The sequence below is a fragment of the Aquimarina sp. AU119 genome, assembly GCF_900312735.1.
In the GTDB taxonomy this organism is placed as follows: Bacteria; Bacteroidota; Bacteroidia; order Flavobacteriales; family Flavobacteriaceae; genus Aquimarina; species Aquimarina algiphila.
This window is the reverse complement of sequence record NZ_OMPF01000014.1, coordinates 363,591-382,523: the sequence shown is the minus strand read 5'-3', so window position 1 is coordinate 382,523 and position 18,933 is coordinate 363,591. Positions and strand designations below refer to the sequence as shown.

Annotated in this window: 10 protein-coding genes; 8 read left to right on the top strand and 2 right to left on the bottom strand. The window is 33.9% G+C overall.

Going from position 1 to position 18,933, the window contains the following annotated elements:
• The first annotated feature begins 11 nt into the window (after positions 1-11).
• From DK442_RS12580 to DK442_RS12570, 3 genes are all read left to right on the top strand, one after another.
• Positions 12-968, top strand: coding sequence for a type IX secretion system membrane protein PorP/SprF (locus DK442_RS12580; protein ID WP_109436231.1), 957 nt, complete (start codon positions 12-14; stop codon positions 966-968).
• A gap of 301 nt (positions 969-1,269) precedes the next feature.
• Positions 1,270-4,614: a T9SS type A sorting domain-containing protein gene (locus DK442_RS12575; protein ID WP_109436230.1), complete on the top strand. Its 3,345-nt coding sequence runs from the start codon at positions 1,270-1,272 to the stop codon at positions 4,612-4,614.
• Between the two features lie 303 nt (positions 4,615-4,917).
• Positions 4,918-7,866: a carbohydrate-binding protein gene (locus DK442_RS12570; protein ID WP_160114154.1), complete on the top strand. Its 2,949-nt coding sequence runs from the start codon at positions 4,918-4,920 to the stop codon at positions 7,864-7,866.
• Between the two features lie 205 nt (positions 7,867-8,071).
• On the opposite strand, the gene DK442_RS12565 is transcribed toward DK442_RS12570, so the two are convergent.
• Both DK442_RS12565 and DK442_RS12560 read right to left on the bottom strand, forming a co-directional pair.
• Positions 8,072-8,470 carry a DoxX family protein gene (locus DK442_RS12565; protein WP_109436228.1) on the bottom strand — a complete coding sequence of 133 codons (399 nt, stop codon included), beginning with the start codon at positions 8,468-8,470 and terminating at the stop codon, positions 8,072-8,074.
• A 24-nt stretch (positions 8,471-8,494) separates the two neighbouring features.
• Positions 8,495-9,649, bottom strand: coding sequence for a DNA polymerase III subunit (locus DK442_RS12560; protein ID WP_109436227.1), 1,155 nt, complete (start codon positions 9,647-9,649; stop codon positions 8,495-8,497).
• 385 nt (positions 9,650-10,034) lie between these two features.
• Between DK442_RS12560 and pgk the strand changes: the two genes are divergently transcribed.
• The 5 genes from pgk (at position 10,035) to DK442_RS12535 (ending at position 18,932) form a co-directional block, all read left to right on the top strand.
• Positions 10,035-11,222 (top strand): phosphoglycerate kinase, encoded by a 1,188-nt coding sequence (pgk, locus tag DK442_RS12555; protein WP_109436226.1) that lies wholly within the window; start codon positions 10,035-10,037, stop codon positions 11,220-11,222.
• Between the two features lie 264 nt (positions 11,223-11,486).
• Positions 11,487-13,112 (top strand): LysM peptidoglycan-binding domain-containing protein, encoded by a 1,626-nt coding sequence (locus DK442_RS12550; RefSeq protein WP_109436225.1) that lies wholly within the window; start codon positions 11,487-11,489, stop codon positions 13,110-13,112.
• A 19-nt stretch (positions 13,113-13,131) separates the two neighbouring features.
• Positions 13,132-14,124: a DUF4837 family protein gene (locus DK442_RS12545; RefSeq protein ID WP_109436224.1), complete on the top strand. Its 993-nt coding sequence runs from the start codon at positions 13,132-13,134 to the stop codon at positions 14,122-14,124.
• A gap of 181 nt (positions 14,125-14,305) precedes the next feature.
• On the top strand, positions 14,306-16,687 hold the full coding sequence (locus DK442_RS12540) for a hypothetical protein (protein ID WP_109436223.1): 2,382 nt from the start codon (positions 14,306-14,308) through the stop codon (positions 16,685-16,687).
• 118 nt (positions 16,688-16,805) lie between these two features.
• Positions 16,806-18,932, top strand: coding sequence for a Tex family protein (locus DK442_RS12535; protein WP_109436454.1), 2,127 nt, complete (start codon positions 16,806-16,808; stop codon positions 18,930-18,932).
• The last annotated feature ends 1 nt before the right edge of the window (position 18,933 follow it).

The following is an 18,933-nucleotide window of genomic DNA, read 5'->3' as shown; positions in this document are numbered from 1 at the left end:
TTTAATGTTAGATGAAGAAGTATATTGTAATATTTAGTCTATTTGCAAGTTATTGCATTTTTGCCCAGGAGTTTTCGGCTCCTGTTCAAAACCAGTACATCGCAGATAACCCATATTTGATATCCTCTGCGTATGCGGGTATTGGAGATTGTTGGCAGATCAGAGCTTCTGGTTTTGAGCAATGGGTGAGTATTGAAGATTCTCCCGGAACACAATCCCTATCCATAGATGGTAGGATATCTGATCGTTCTGGAGTAGGAGCAATTCTTTTCAATGATCAAAATGGATTTACGACACAAAAAGGAGTTCAATTATCTTTTGCCCACCATTTAACATTAAGTGAATATAACAACCAATATCTTTCATTTGGTATTAGTTATAAGTTTACTCAGTTTGGTATTGATACTTCTGAGTTCAATAACGGAAACCCTGATAACCCATTTAATCCAGGTTTAGCAGATATATCAGTTAACGATTCTAACTTTGACATAGGATTGTTATATCGTATAGGGAGGTTCTTTTTGAGTGCGAATGCAGTTAATTTGTTACAGAAAGAGATCGATGATTTCAATCCAACAGAACCTTCGCAGATACAAAACTATTATCTATATTCTGGGTATACCTTTTATCATAGATTTAGCGATATAGAGATAGAACCTTCTGTTTTGTATCAAAACTTTTCTGGAGATGGTCGTTCTACTACCGATCTTAATTTGAAAGTTCGTAAACTGCATAGAGGAGATTATTACTGGGTGGGGGTGAGTGTTAGATCTTTAGTAGATCAGGATTTTAAACCGCTTTCTGTATCTCCTATGTTGGGAATTAAAAAGGCTAATTTTTATGTGGCTTATGGATACCAGGTAAACGTTAATGAGGTCTTAGAGCCTACTACAGCAGCAGGATCTCATATGATCACCTTAGGGTTTGATTTTGGATGTAGACAAAGTAAGTGTGGATGTACTTACTAGTAGAAACGCATAAAATAAGTATAATCAAAAAAGTCCCGCTCAATTTTTGAGCGGGACTTTTTTGATTACATCATATAAACCAATCTCTTCTTCTTATTAAAAATGTAATTTTTTTGACATAATTTTCTTACATCGAACTAAGCTTGTATTTATCAGAAAACAAAGTGTAAAACCTAATCAATTTGGTAGAAAAAATTAACTAATTTTTGTGACCTGCTTTAGGGATTTACATAGTGTTTTTATCCTATATTTATTGGTAATAAAGCATAATCAATATTAACCAATTTAATCAAACACACAAATGAAAAAACCTTTACATTTTAAAGGAGTCATATGGGCTGCCTTTATTTTTTTCTGTATTCAATCTTTCTCCCAAGTACCTTTTTCACCGGTTCAAAATAGCACAATAACGATAAACGGAGAATTAAAAACGATAGGAAACACTATTGTTGGTCTTAACCAAGTATTAGACGGTGTTATATATACACCAAGTGATAATTACAACGGAAATACATCAAACAATCAGAAAATATTTGATTATATCGATGTTGATAATGATCAAAGTACTTTTAGCTCCAGTAGTGCAGTATTTACTAGCAGTGGGTCTTGTGCAAAAGTTGCTTATGCTGGTCTGTATTGGGCAGCTACTTATTTTGTAGATCGAAGTGCTACTAATAGTGACAATGTATTATATGATAACTTGCCTTTCCCTGATAATAGGCCTGATTTTAGAACATTAAAATTTAAGCCGCCAGGAGTTGTTGATTATATTGATATCCCATCTGCCGATACACAGGTAATCTTTGATGGATATCGTAATACTCCTACCAACCCTAGTAATACAGCAGTATTTGATATTCCATATGTATGTTATACCGATGTAACTAATATTATAAAAGATTTACCTACACCAGACGGGACCTATACAGTTGCTAATATAAGGGCCTCAACTGGTTTTTCTGGTTTTAATACTAATGGTATATCAGGAGGATGGGTTTTGGTAATTGCATATGAAGATAATTCATTATCCAAAAAATACATAAGTAGTCAGCAAGGATATATTAATAATCAACCTTGTAGTATAGTAGACCCTGGATGCTTAAAAAGCTTTACATATAGTGGTTTTCAGACAGCACCTGCTCCAAGTCCCGTACGTGCAAGATATGCAGTTGCAACTTTAGAAGGAGATAGACCGTTTGCCGGAGATATATTTCAAATAGAAAGACCAGATTTGATAAGACAAGATATATTTACTGCTCCTGCAAATCCAAATGGAAACTTTTTTGATAGCTCAATATCTGTGGATGGTAGCTATGTAACCAATCGAACTCCTAGTTCTGAGAATACTTTAGGCTTTGACCTTGATATTTTTGATATTCCCAACCCAAATAATACTGTTATAGGCAATAATCAAACCTCTTCAACTTTTTTTACTTCATCGGCCGGAGATGGATATAGTATATTTTTTAATTCTATCCAGGTAGAAGTTATAGAACCAGAACTTATAGTAACCGAACGCGTATTGGATGCTAATGGAATTGATATCACAGGGGAATCTGTAAATTTTGCAGATCAGTTATTTTATGAGTTAATGATAGAAAATAGAGGTAATGAAGATATTACTGCAACTACAGTTCGAGATGTACTTCCTGATAATGTAGATTTTACAATAGGTAGCATTACTACGAGCAACCCGGGTATTGTTGCTACTTTTAACGGAACGAGTCGAGAAATCAATATTACAGTTGCTGATAACCTTTTAGTTCAAAATGGAGGAGTTCATACAGTTCGTTTTGGAGTGCAGGTTGTCCCTACATGTGCAGATTTAAGAGATGCATGCTCTAATGAAATTAACAACTTAGCTACATACACATATACAGGTATTGATTCTGGTGTTACAAATATAGGAGAAAGTATTTTGGATCAAGATGCTTGCGGATTTGATATTAGTAGTTCTGTTAATACTTTGATTAATGAAGGTGTTTGCTTTACAGATAGCGAAGTAGCTTTTATTTGCACTGGCTCCTTAGACCTTATAGCTGATAATGGTTTTACCAATTATACCTGGACCTATGAAGAAGATCCATCAGTTGTGTTTCCAAATACTCAAACTATTACAGTAACCCTTCCGGGAACGTATACTGTTTTGAAAACTGGAGCTCCAGGTTGTCAGGATGCTCAACAAATTTTTGTTGTAGATGGTTTTACTACTGTTATCAACCCAGTGGTAGGTTTAATATCTAGTTTGGGATCTAACCCTATTGTTAATGGTAACATACGAACTTGCCCTATTACAGGTGACCCATTACCTGAGATAGTTTTATGCGGTGCAGGTACTACGCTTAATATCCCAATAAATTTCCCAGCTGGTACAACAGTGATTTGGGAACGATTAGATCCAGCTGCATGTCCTTCTGTAACGAGAGACCCTAATTGTCCTACACCAGTTGTTGACTTTGGTGCTTGTGAAGGAGATTGGATACAGGTAAGTACAGATATTGGCAATTATACAGTAGAGCAAGCTGGTGAATATAGAATTAGAGCTACTTTTGATAGTGGCTGTACCTCTCCATTTTATTTTAATGTATTTCAAAACAACTTTGATGTAAATCTTGTCGTGGTTGAGCAAATAGCATGTGGTAATCCAGGAACTCTAAGAGTAGAAAATGCTTCAAATCAGTACGAATATCAATTAGTTCCTGGAAGCGGAGTTGCTTTACCATATCAGGCTTCACCAGAATTTACAGGATTAACTGAAGCAGGAACGTACACCGTAAATGCACGCAAAGCAGGAGGTTTACCAACATTATGTGTTTTCCAGACAAGTATAGTTTTAGAAGAGGCAGATGAGCTCATAGTCGATATTACTGTTACACAACCAACAAGCCATCAGGATTTGGGTGAAATTGCAATAAACACCATAGGAGGAGTACCACCGTATAGCTATTCTATAAATAATGCTTCGCCCGTGTCAACTAATGTTTTTACAAATTTGATTCCAGGTAATTATTCTGTTATTGTAGGAGACAGTAATGGTTGTGAAGTGACACAAGAGGTCACTATTGAAGCAATAGAAGAGGTGCCTCTTTTAGAATATGCAGATGAAATTCTTTTTTGTGCAATTACGGGACGAAGCTATCCTGTTATTTCTATAGAAGATCAAAATGGAGAAGCATTAGAAGTTTCGTTTAATGAAGGAGCGTCTATTGTTTGGCAGAAACTAGATGATATTTCATGTGCCATTACGCTAGAGAATGATTGCCCTACAACAGATTCTAGTTGTAGCTCTGGTTGGTTTGATATCAATACTGGAGGAAAATTCAATGTTAAAGAAGAAGGAGAGTATCGTATTGTGATCACATTTGCAAATAGAACAACAAACAATACAGAAATCTACTATTTTAAAGCAGAAAATAACCTGCCCAATATTGCAGATAGTTTTATGATGTATCCTAATCCATCAGAAGATATAGTAAATGTAAATGCTGATGTCAAAAACATAAGAGTTTTTGATGTGATGGGTAAGCTTGTTTTAGAAACTACTCAGAATTCATACAGTATTTCTAATCTTCGCAATGGAATCTATTTTGCAAAGATTGAAACCAAAGACAATAAAGAAGTTATTGTTAGAGTGGTTAAAAAATAAAATCAATCATATTAAAAACGAGAAGAGCACCTTTTTTTGGTGCTCTTTTTAATTTTTGGTGGAAACTACTTTACAAAATCATTTATATCAATTTAAGAAGTGCTTCATTCTTGAAAAACATTGTTTTTATACCAAATCAAAAAATATAACTTCAACAAGGTTTGCTTATATATTTTTAAACTGCTCTTATCCAATACTAACCACTGCATTGATAGATGTTCAATTAACCATTTATTATATAGATTAGCATATTCATTTTAAACAGACGTTTCGAAAGATATTATTTTTATAAAAAAATGCATTATGAAATTATCCTTTTTTAAAATGCTGCATATTACATTATGTTTTTTCATCTATTGTAATTTGGCATTAGGACAAAATCCAATTGTAACTCATATATACACTGCAGACCCTACTGCCCGTGTTTTTGATGGAAGACTTTATGTATACCCTTCTCATGATGTTGATGTTTGTAATGAATTGCAAGGTTCTAATGGGTTTTGTATGCCAGACTATCATATGTTTTCTACAGAAGATATGGTAAATTGGAAAGACCATGGAGTGATTATGGATCAAAATGAAGTGCCTTGGGGAGCAAAAGATCAATATGGGATGTGGGCTCCTGATTGTATTTATAAAGATGGCACGTATTACTACTACTATCCAGGTGTCCCGGCAGATAAAAGTGCGTTTAGACGAATAGGAGTAGCGACTTCTAAAAATCCTACAGGTCCTTTTAAACAAGTAGACCATTATATTAAGGGTATACAGGGGATTGACCCGGGGTTGTTTATTGATGATGATGGTAAGGCGTATTTGTACTATGGAGGAGGTAATGGTAAAGGTGCTCTTAAAGTAGTAGAACTTAAAGATAACATGGTTGAAATTAAAGGCCAACCAAAAGATGTAGAAGGTATTATATATGAAGGATATAGAGAAGCTTCTTTTCTATTTAAACGTAATGATACTTATTATTTTACATACGCTAGAATCGGTAAAAATAATTACCAAATAGAGTATGCAACCGCTGATAATCCTATGGGACCTTTTGAATATAAAGGGATTGCTATGGAGAATATTGGAAATGGCACAAATCATCATTCTTTTGTAGAGTATAAAGGCGAGTGGTATCTGTTTTATCATGATTGGTCGGTTAGTGGTAATAATCGATTACGTTCTATGTGCGCGGATAAGATGGAATTTAACGAAGATGGAACTATTATTCAGGTAAAACCAACATTGCGAGGTATAGGAACTCCTAAAGCAGGAGATATTATCCAGATAGACAGGCATAGTGGTATCGAAAAAGCAAAAGTTAGTAGCGTTGAAGGAAATCAACCGCGGGGATTTCAACTTCATTATATAGAAAATAATGCATGGGTAAAATTTGATAGAGTTAATTTTGGTGATGGAACCTTACAAGAACTAAAAGTACGTGCTGCCAGTGGTAGTAATGGTGGTACCCTAGAGCTTAGAACAGGTACTCAAGACGGTCCGTTGCTTGCTACGGTGACCATAGAAAACACGGGTAGTTGGAAAACATGGAAAACATTTGCTGCCAAGTTTACCGGAACAACCAAAGGTATTAAAGATATTGTTTGTGTTTTTAAAGGAAAAGACCCTTATCTCTTTAATGTAAATTGGATCAAGTTCTCAGCCAAGGATGTGCCAGAAAGTGATAAAATATTAGCCTATGAGACAGAAGAAGCGCCAGCACCATCAGTAAAAAATAAACTTTCAGCCGAAGATTTGGCAAAAGTTCCTAAAAAGCGTGGAGAAGGAATTACTAAAATTGGGGGTATCATTCAGATTGATGAGCATAATGGTATAGAAAAAGCACGAATAAGCCCAACACAAAAACCACAACCAAAAGGATTTCAAGTTGGACATATTAACGATAAAGGGTGGATTAAATATGATCGTGTAGATTTTGGAGAAGGTAACTTAAAGGATTTTAAAGCCATGGTATCAGCAGGAGAACGCGGAGGAACTCTAGAGCTACGTCTAGATACTAAAGACGGTCCTATTTTGGCTTCTATAGATATTCAAAACACCGGAGGTTGGAATAAATGGAAATTAATGAGTGTTCCATTTAGTAAGCAAACCAAAGGAGTAAAGAATATTGTTTGCACATTCAAAGGAGATGGTGCTAATTTATATAATGTAAATTGGATTCGGATCACCTCAAGTTCAGTACCTAATAGTCTTAAAGAACACCCATTAGAAAAAGGATATACTATTGTTGATAGTCCACAAAAAAAACCAAAGAATATTGCAGTTTCCAATACAAAAGAAAACTCGATTGTTAAAGCTGGTGACATTATTCAAATTGATAAACATAGTGGTATTGATAATGCACGTATTACCCCAACAGAAGGAGATCAACCTCCTGGAAACCAAGTAGGATATATTAATGATGGTGGGTGGCTAAAGTATGAAGGTGTTGATTTCGGAAAAGGAAAATTAAAAACCATGAAAGCTATGGTGAGTAGTGCAGCATCTCAAGAAGGAATATTAGAAATACGTATAGACTCTCTGACAGGTCCAGTATTAACAAGTATTAAAATACCAAATACAGGTGGATGGAAAAGTTGGAAAGTAGTTTCTGCTCCAATTACAGGAAAAACTAAAGGAATAAAAGATATATATTGTCTTTTTAAAGGAAATGGTAAAAACTTATATAACCTTAATTGGCTTCGTTTCTCTAGTGATCATGTTTCTTCTAGTAAAAAGCCACATCCTTTAGAAAAAGTAAAGAGTGTTAATACATCAACGCCTTCTGGAAATATAGAAACCCCTAAAGATCGAGCAAGACGTTTAAGAGATATTGCTAAAGGAAAAAAAATAGGTGTGCCATTAGGGCAAATTGTAGCCATAAAATCTGGTGTAGGAAAGTATCTTTCTGTTCAAGGAGAAAATATAACAGCATCTGCAGATACCGTGGGAGAGCAAGAACGTTTTGCAATATTGAGTGTCAGAGAGAATATAGTAGCTATCAAATCAATGGCTACAAACAAACTTTTTTCTGCACGATTAAATCAAGATGGGATTCCTGTTATTGCATCTCATAAAGGAGAACCTAAAGATTGGGAGAAATTTACTTGGCAAAAGATAGGAGACATACAGTTTACATTAAAAGCTAATAATAGCGACCTGGTACAAGTAAATGACAATAATCAAAATAGTCTTACCGCGGGTAAAGGATCGAAGTTAAGTATAAAAGCCATTTTGGCTTTCGAAATTATAAAGTAATTCAATATAGTTTTTTAACGTGAATTCAATGTTAGAAAACTATATTAATTCGAGTGATCCGACAAAGGAAGATTGTATCGAGAATAGTTGTTTTCGACTCAAAAAGCCTAATTTCGATACAATTTTTCTTCTGTCACCTCGAGCGGAGTCGAGAGGTTACTTCAAAAAACCATTCAATTTGACGGATTTTTTAAGACAATTCTTTTTATAAAGAAACAATATACAACCCAAAAACAGCTACTATAAAGTAACAAGTGATGGTTAAAGCTCCAGCGTAGTCTTTTGCTACCCTTTGTCCAAAAAGAAGCATTAAAAGCGTTATGCAGGCTAAAAACATAGCCAAAAGAGCAAAACAATTCTCGTTATCAGCAACGAGATAATAAATTCCTATAATACAACAAAGTGCAGTCACAACTTCAATAACTAAAACAACAGATAATAGAAGAGGAACCATATTGCCCATAAATGTTTTTGCAAAATGTTCTTTTAACCAACCTAAATTTCCTTTCCAATCCAGAATTTTATCCACTCCAGATTGTAAAAAAGTGATCAATAGAAATAATAAAATAGTTATAGCAACAATATTCGAAACAAAATTATCCATGTTTAATACTTTACATTATTTGTGTTAGCTAGCTTTTTTGTGAAGCAATCGAGTAAGTTTTATAGAGAGGTCTGTGAGAATAATTTTTGCATTCCCATTTCGCTCTATATGATATGCAGCATCCTGTAACTCATTACAGATATCCATTATATTTGATCCATGTATAAAAGGAGCAAAATTCTTTAATTTAAAACCGCTGGTATTGGGTTCTAAGAATACAAGATCTTCTGCACCATAATTTAAAAGCATAGCTTGCCTAAAAAAATCAATACAATACTTCAGAAATTTCTTTTGTGTTTCTCTTCCGGTTCCTGCGATAGACTCACTCCAAGTGATGAGGTCATTAACTGCAGATTTGTTTCCTTTGGCTTTAAAAGCAGTACGAACCCATTGTATAAACCACTCTTCAAACTGATCATCTCCACCATCGTGATGTAGTAGATGTAATGCTTTACTATAGTCTCCATTAGCTTGGTGTGCGATTTTTAGAGCATCACTATCAGAGATATTTTCATTTTCCAGAAGAGCATCTTTGATCACTTGTTCTCCCAAAGGAGGAAAGTGTACTACCTGACATCTTGATCGAATGGTCTGTATCAGTTGTTCTTCATCTTCGGTAATGAGAATAAATATTGTTTTTTCTGGAGGCTCCTCTATTAATTTAAGGAGTTTATTAGAAGCAGCAATATTCATTTTATCCGCCATCCAGATAAGCATAATCTTATATCCTCCTTCGTAGCTTTTTAGCGAAAGTTTCTTTACAACTTCCAAAGCTTCATCAACACCTATTTGCCCTTGCTTTTTTTCTATTCCCAAAGAAAGATACCAATCAAAAATACTTCCATAAGGATTCTCGTTTACAAAACTTCTCCATTCTTCGGCAAAATGATCTGATACGGGGTGCTTTTTTACCTTATCATTTACAGCTACTGGATATACAAAATGAAGATCTGGGTGTGCAAGATGATCAAATTTTATATTACATGCAGGGTTACCCTCTGTATTTTCTCCATTCTGATTTTGACATAATACATATTGTGCATATGCAATAGCCATGGGTAGAGTGCCACTGCCATTAGGGCCTACAAAAAGCTGTGCATGAGGAATCCTGCTGCGATCAGCACTTGTAGTCAAATAGCTTTTGACATGTTTTAATCCTAATATTTTAGAGAAAAGCATAGGCAAATATAGTGGATAAGAAAAAAAGAAGTACGATTTGACAAGTATGAATTCAAAATTAGAACATGTTTAAAAAGAATGTAAACTGAAAATAAGTAGTTTGAGGTTTTAACAAAGTTTCAAATGCTGGAAATATTAAGATATCTTCAGCATTTGAAATAAAATAACTATTCTCAACATTGTAGTTTTTCAATAAGTAGAGTTTTCAAATCTGCTTTAAGTTTAATAGCCAAAAACAATACGATTTTTTTATTTAAAAAGCCCTTTTTGTAAAAAAATGATAAAAGTGAAAGTTTGTATTCGGTTTAGCGTAATTTTTCTGTTAGATTTTGATGTTTTTAACGAAATAGAATTATTTTCGTTTGCTTAATACCAATCCAGTAAGATGAAGACAATCAACGATTTTAATTTTGAAGATAAAAAAGCATTAATTCGAGTAGATTTTAATGTACCCCTTAATGAAAAATTTGAAGTAACAGACGATACAAGGATTCAAGCAGCAAAACCTACAATAATTAAAGTATTGGAAGATGGTGGTAGCGCAATTCTTATGTCTCATCTGGGGAGACCTAAAGGAGTACAAGACGAATTTTCTTTGCGACATATCGTAGATGAGGTAGCAGATGTTTTAGGGGTTCAGGTTAAGTACGTAGCGAATTGTGTTGGACAAGAAGCAGAGGATGCAGTTGCTGCACTAAACTCTGGAGAAGTATTATTGCTAGAAAATTTAAGATTTCATCCAAACGAAACACAAGGAGATGTTGGTTTTGCAGAACAATTATCTAAGTTAGGTGATATTTATGTTAATGATGCGTTTGGGACTGCTCATAGAGCACATGCGTCAACTACTATCGTAGCACAGTTTTTTCCAGAAAACAAATGCTTTGGTAGCTTATTGGCAAAAGAGATAGAAAGTATTGATAAAGTGTTAAGAAGTGGAGAAAAACCGGTAACTGCTGTTCTAGGAGGGTCAAAAGTATCTTCAAAGATTACAATTATCGAAAATATCCTCGATAAAGTAGATCACCTTATCGTTGGCGGTGGAATGACATATACATTTATTAAAGCAAAAGGAGGGCAAATAGGAGATTCTATATGTGAGGATGATAAGCAAGAGCTTGCTCTAGAAATTCTAAAAAAAGCAAAAGAAAAAGGAGTTCAGATTCATTTACCCGTAGATGTATTAGGAGCAGATGCCTTTGACAACAATGCAAATACTGCAGTAATGGATGTGGATATGATACCTAACGGATGGCAAGGGCTTGATGCAGGTCCAGAAACGATGAAGAATTTTCATGAGGTAATATTACAATCGAAAACTATTTTATGGAATGGACCATTAGGTGTTTTTGAGATGGAAAATTTTGCCAAGGGAACGATTGCCTTAGGACATTCTATAGCAGAAGCTACAGAAAAAGGAGCATTCTCTCTTGTAGGAGGTGGTGATTCTGTTGCTGCTGTAAAACAGTTTGGTTTTGGCGATAAAGTAAGCTATGTTTCTACAGGAGGAGGAGCAATGTTAGAAAGTTTAGAAGGAAAAACATTGCCAGGAATAGCTGCAATAGAAAAATAAGAAAAATCCACTAAACGTGTAAGAAAACACTTATTTTTTGAAAAAATTATGAAAAACCGGACATTTTAACCGGTTTTTTTGTGTTTTTAACGCTCTGATTTTTTGCGGTTTAGAAAAAAAATACGATTTTCGCTGCAGTAATTGTTGATAACATGTTAATTAATGTTTATTATAGTCATTAATTAAGATGAGTAACAATATTGATAGCCCCAAAATTTCTAAGAACTATAAACTTTAAACAATTTCAATAAACGAATTTGTAAAATGAACAACTATCGCACATTATTTCTTTCTTTTCTATTGGTTTCAGTTTCAATATTTGGACAAGAAACACCACCTCAGGAACAGTCAAAATCTGAAAATGCTAAGGAGATTTTGCTGAAAGAAAATCTGACTTTGAAACAAGATACAATTAGAGTGGTAGATACCACCAAAGTGATCAAAACGAGTGGAGAGATGCAAATAACTACCCTAACATCGACCAGTGCAAAGGATAGTGTAATCTACGCAGCGAAGGATCACCCCAGAATGTCAGAGTTGGATTCTATCTGGAAACAAGAATTGTATAACTCAAGTCTTTTTGATACTATTTATAAATCAGTTACAGAGTTAGCATATGAGCCAGTAGAATATGTAGACCTGCCTACAGATACATTAAAAGCGAGATTGGCAGAATTAAATGCCAGGACCCCTTTTAATGTAGAATATAATCCTTCTTTAGAAAGTGTAATTAAAAGATATTTAAAAAACCGTCATGAGCATTTAGGACGTTTAATGGCCTTGAGCGAATTTTATTTTCCTCTTTTTGAACAGGAATTAGACAATCAAAATATTCCATTAGAAATAAAATACCTGGCTATTGTAGAATCGGCTTTAAAACCAAGAGCAAAATCGAGAGTTGGAGCAACAGGTTTATGGCAATTTATGTTTGGTACAGGTAAAATGTTTGGTTTAGAAGTTAGCTCTTATGTAGATGAACGTATGGACCCTATTATGTCGACCAAAGCTGCATGTAAATATCTTGCTAATCTATATAAAGTTTTTGGAGATTGGGATCTTGCTTTAGCATCATATAACTCTGGACCAGGTAATGTTACCAAAGCAATTAGACGTAGTGGAGGATATAAAAATTACTGGAATATTAGACATAACCTTCCTAGAGAGACCGCAGGTTACCTACCGGCCTTTTTAGCTACCATGTATATTTTTGAATATGCAGACAAACACGGTTTTAAACCAAGAAAACCAGAAGTAACCTATTTTGAAACCGATACAATTAAAGTAAAACATATGATTACCCTGGATCAGGTTTCTGAATATGTAAATATTGATATCGAAGAATTACAGTTTTTAAACCCTTCATATAAGTTGGACATTATTCCGTATATCAAAGATGAAGATTATGTATTACGTTTACCTTTGGATAAAATAGGCCCTTTTGTATCTAATGAAGATCAAATCTATGCATTAGCCAAAGCTGACTTTGATAAACGTGAAAAACCGCTTCCAAAATACTCTGAAGCTAGTGATAGAATTCGATACAGAGTTCGTAGTGGTGATTATTTAGGAAAAATTGCAAGGAGATACGGAGTTAGAGTAAGTCAGTTAAAAAAATGGAATGGTTTACGTAGCAATAATCTAAGAATTGGGCAACGTCTTACTGTTTACCCTCGAAGACCAGTTGTAAGTCGAACCAAAACAACAACTTCTAAGCCCACAACCAGGGCAGTAAGTAGCAGTTCGGCATCTTATACGGTAAAGACTGGAGATACCTTATGGAGTATTTCACAAAAATTTAAAGGTATTTCTGTAGAAAATCTTAAAAATTGGAACGATATTAGCGGTAGTGGTATAAAACCAGGTATGACATTGAAACTTTCGAAATCATAACCGCAAATATCATCACTTTATGAGGAAATTATCGCTTGCAATTATTTGCCTGCTTTGTATCATTAGTTGTACAGAGACCAAAAAAGACAAAAAAACAAAGAATCAGGGAGCCATGGCTCACTCTGTAGGAAAAATAAATGAACTCTCTGTTGTTATTGAGAATGATTTATGGAAAAGTAATGTTGGGGATACAATACGTAAATATTTGGGTGCAGAAGTACCTGGATTACCTCAACAGGAACCTTTATTTTCGATGAGACAAATGCCAATGGCTGCATTTTCTGGTTTAGCAAGAAAAAATCGTACCTTTTTATGGATCAAAAAAGGAAAAGGAGAAGAAAGAAAGTACGGAGTATTGAACAATAAATTTGCAACTCCTCAACTGGGTGTTGTGATTTCTGGTTCGAGTGATGCTGATATTATTTCATTGATTAGAGAACATCAAGAAACGATCGTTTCAAGATTTAAATCCACAGAAACTCTAGAAAAACAGAGTAGAATACAGAAATCACTTGAGAAAATCCCTCAATTAAAGGAAAAACTAGGAATTACACTTAAGATTCCTACAGCTTATCGTATTGCAATAGAAGAAGAAGATTTTTTCTGGATACGTAAAGATTTGACTAATGGAAGTATGAATTTAATGCTATACGAACTTCCATTAGGAATTGTAACTAAAGATTCGAACACCGTTTCTAGTATTATAAAAATGAGAGATTCTATAGGCGCCATAAAAATACCAACTTCAGAGGTGGGTCATTTTATTACGGAAGAAGCATATGCTCCATATTTATATGAGACAACCCTGGATGGTAGATTCACTTTTGAAACCAAAGGAACATGGGAGATTAAGGATAGGTTTATGGCGGGCCCATTTGTTAATTATGCAATAGAAGATAAAGTAAATAATAGATTAGTAGTATTAGAAGGCTTCGTATTTGCTCCTTCAATCAATAAAAGAGACAATATGTTTGAGTTGGAGGCTATAATGAAATCTATAAAGTTTGAGTAAACCCTTAAAGTATCTTGTTTGAATTTAGAATGCCGGATACATCATATATGTTGTCAAAATTTGTGACTGTTTATTTCAACAAAACAGATTGTGTTGTTAAGATTATATTGGATCGGTTGGTTTAAAGGATAATTGATACTTATTGGGTAATAAGTACCGTTTATTTCACACAATCATCATTATGAAGAGACAGTTGTTTACCGTAATCTCTTTCTTGTTTGTAGTATCATTGTCAGCACAAGAAACCCTTCAGATTTCTCCAGAAGAAGCTAACGCACAATACTTTGATATTCCAAGAGAAACGGTATACGTTCACCTTAATAAAAGCACATATCTTCATGGAGAAGAAATATGGTTTAAAGAATATACATATGATCGAAAAAATAACCTTCCGTCACGATTTACAACAAACCTAAATGTAGAACTCTTTGACGATAAAGGAAACGAAGTATATAGCGGTTTGTTTTTGGGATATTATGGCAGTACACAAGGAAATATAAAAATAGATTCTACCTGGGCAAGCGGAAACTATTACTTAAGAGCTTCTACAAATTGGATGAATAATTTTATAGAGGATGACTCTTATGTTCAAAAAATAAGTATTGTAAATAAGTCTATAAATGAAACCACAAATCAGCAAGAAGAAGGATATGATTTTCAATTACTACCAGAAGGGGGGTATATGGTTTCTGATACAGAAAATACTATAGGCTTCAAATTGATTAATAATCGAGGGTATGGAGTTTCTTTTGATAATGGTAGTATACTTGATGACCAAGGTATTGTTGTTGGATCTTTTAAATCTAATCAATTTGGTATCGGTAAATTTAAGTTTAAACCACGCTCTGGTATAAAATATACTGCTGTTTTAGTATTAGATAATAAAAGTGAAATAAAAGTACCTTTCCCTCAAGCAGAGAGTAAAGGGATAGCAATACGTATTAATAATCTTTATAAAGATAATGTAATCATAGAATTTAATACAAATGCAAATACGGTAGATGCATTAAAAGATAACAATTATTATTTATTGATTCATAAGAACAATGCTTCAAAAAGGATAGCAATCAACTTCTCTCCTGGTCAAATAAGTAAAGCCATATCCATACAAAGAGAAGAATTATATTCAGGTATAAATACGGTTACGCTTTTTGAAGATAACACTCCTGTTTTAGAGCGTTTGCTTTTTAATCGTATCGATGAAACATATACAGATATAAAAGTGACGTACCTTAAAACCATCAATGATTCATTGTTACTTAATATAAAAGCTCCTCAAAGAGATAATATCGCATATAATCTAAGTGTTTCTGTATTGCCGGGAGGAACAAAATCATATATGCATCAGGATAATATACACTCAGCCATGTTGCTTAATCCATACATTAAAGGATTTGTTGAAAACCCAAAATATTATTTTCCTAATAACAGTACCAGGAGAAAAGCATATGATTTGGATTTGTTATTGATTACCCAGGGGTGGAGCAGGTATAATTGGAATACGATTTTTAATCAAAAGCCAAAGAAAATGTATGATTTTAATAATGGCTTGACATTAAAAGGAAAACTTCAGAACACAAAGAATAAAGATATCAAACAAGTATATCTGTATCCAACCAAAAAAAATACTTCCAGATTAATTGATGTTGACAGCGAAGGGGCATTTACAATTAAAAACTTTTATCCTGAGAAGGGTGAAGTGATTAGTATTTCTGCAGTAAAATCTAATGGCAAATTTGTAAAGGAAGGAACATATATTCAAATACAATCTAATCGATTAAAAAAACCACTGATTTTAACTGCTTCTAATATAAATATAAACGAAAGAGGAGCATTAGATGTTTTGATTCCAGAATATTTTTTTGATGATGCAGAATTATTAGATGAGGTAATTATACAAGGGAGAAAAAGGCAAGAAGAAGTTGATTTTGATTTCTTAAAAGGAAAACCCATACAAATTAGTGAAAAAGAAAGGGATATTTTCATCAACATAACAGATTATTTAACTCAGGTTGTGGGAATAAGATTAAATCTTAATACAGATACAAGAACAACCTCGGGATTACCACCAGATGAGTTTTCAGGAATTCCTTCAAATCCAAATGCACCTGTAGTGTATGTAGATGATATACAACTTATAGACATTAGTGTTTTACTTAGTATTCGTACCAGAGATGTAGAAAATGTATATTACGATAGATTTGGTTCAGGAATAGGAGGAGGTGTTGGCGGTAACGGTGTGATTAGAATTTATAGTAAAAAAACATTTTCAAATACGAACTCTGTATCAAGTGGACTAGCAACAAAACTTTCTGAGTATACTACTAAAAAAGGATTTCAACCGATTAAAGAGTTTTACAACCCCATCTATACCAGTTATCAGGATCCTTTTTTTAGAGATTTTGGTACAATTCATTGGCAACCATATATAAATTTCGACTCAAAAGGAGTTGCTACGCTTAAAATACCAGATACATTTACAAAAAACATTAGACTTTTTATTGAAGGAATGGGTACTGATGGAAGTTTGATTTCCAAAATGGAAATGATAGAACTAGAATAAATTTGGCCTCTATCCTGATGCAAATTAAGTGCTTATAAGGAGTAAGGGTAAGAATTTAATTCACCTTTGAATTCTTTGTGGTTTATAATATATTTAGCGATGCTAAAAAATGATTTTTATGAGTGTTGTTTCTTTTGTTGCTAAACAAATCCCTATTTCAGAAAAACAAATTGCCAAAACCATTTCTCTTTTAGATGATGGAGCTACCATTCCCTTCATTTCCAGATATCGTAAGGAAATGACAGGTGATCTGGATGAAGTAGCTATTGGCGAAATAGTAAAATATAAAACGGCTTTTGAAGTACTTCAAAAAAGAAAAGAAAGTGTCCTTACCGCAATTCGGGAACAAGAGGCTTTAACTCCAGAATTAGAGAAGAGAATTCTATTAGCAGATACACTTACTCAAGTAGAAGATCTGTATTTACCGTATAAGAAAAAAAGAAAAACTAAAGCTTCTGTTGCCAAAGAACAAGGATTAGAACCGTTAGCAAAGATTGTTATAGAACAGAAAGAAGAAGAAATTCTTTTTGTAGCATCACAATACTTAAACGATGAAATTTCTACAGAAGAATTGGCACTACAGGGAGCTAGGGATATTATTGCAGAATGGATTAATGAGGACGAAAAAATTCGAAATAGATTACGAAGATTATACCAACGTAAAGCGACCATAGCTTCTACCGTGATCAAGGCAAAAAAAGACGACGACGAAGCTCAGAAATATCAACAGTATTTTGATTGGGAGGAACCACTTCATAAATGTCCGTCACATCGATTACTGGCAATTCTAAGGGCTGAAAACGAAAAAATTGTAAGAGTAAAAATTACCGTTCCCGAAAATGATGCATTGGATATTATAGATGATGTGATGATTAGAACCAATGTTGAAGCTTGTACCGATCATGTATTTTTAGCAATTTCTGATGCGTATAAACGTCTATTAGCTCCTGCAATTTCTACAGAAATATTAAATCAATCAAAAGAAAAAGCAGATGATAATGCGATTAAAGTTTTTGCACAAAACTTAAAACAGTTATTACTGGCATCACCTTTAGGGCAGAAGAAGATATTAGCATTAGACCCTGGTTTTAAATCAGGTTGTAAACTCGTTTGTCTTGACAAGCAAGGAGATTTATTACATAACGAGAATATCTATCCTCATCCTCCACAAAGAGAAGTCACAGGAGCAATTAAAAAGATACGATCCCTTGTAAATGCGTATAAGATAGAAGCAATTGCAATAGGAAATGGTACTGCCGCAAGAGAAACTGAAGCTTTTATTAAAAAAATACCATTCGAAAACCCTATACAAGTTTTTATGGTAAATGAAAGTGGCGCCTCTATATACTCTGCCTCCAAAATAGCACGAGCAGAATTTCCTAATTATGATGTGACTGTACGTGGAGCGGTTTCTATTGGCAGACGACTGGCAGACCCACTAGCAGAATTAGTGAAAATTGATGCAAAATCTATTGGAGTGGGACAATACCAGCACGATGTAGATCAAACCAAGCTTAAAAATGAATTGGACACTGTAGTAATGAGTTGTGTGAATAGTGTAGGAATTAATGTAAATACAGCTAGTGTTCCATTATTAAGTTATGTTTCAGGGATTGGAGAAAAACTAGCAGAAAATATTGTGGCTTATCGATCAGAAAATGGCGCATTACAGTCTCGCGAAGAATTAAAAAAAGTGCCTAGATTAGGAGGAAAAGCTTATGAACAAGCTGCTGCATTCTTAAGAATTACAAGTCCTAAAAACCCACTAGATAACTCTGCAGTTCATCCCGAACGATATCAATTGGTTTCTAAAATGGCTAAGGACGCTGGGGTTCCTGTAACTGAGTTAATAGGAAATAAAGAAGCTATTTCAAAAATCAAACTTCAGGGTTATATCACCGACGAAGTGGGGCTTCCTACGTTAACCGATATTGTTAAAGAATTAGAGAAACCTGGTGTAGATCCCAGAAAGAAAGTTACAGTTTTTGAATTTGATCCAAACGTAAAAACTATAGCAGATATAAAAGCAGGAATGAAACTACCAGGAATTGTAAATAATATTACGAATTTTGGATGTTTTGTAGATATAGGAGTTAAAGAAAGTGGATTAATTCATATTTCAAAACTGGCGAATGAATATATAAGCGATGTAAATGCCGTTGTGCAATTACATCAACATCTAATGGTTACTGTAGTAGATGTAGATATGAATAGAAAGAGGATACAGTTATCTCTTGTGGATTAAA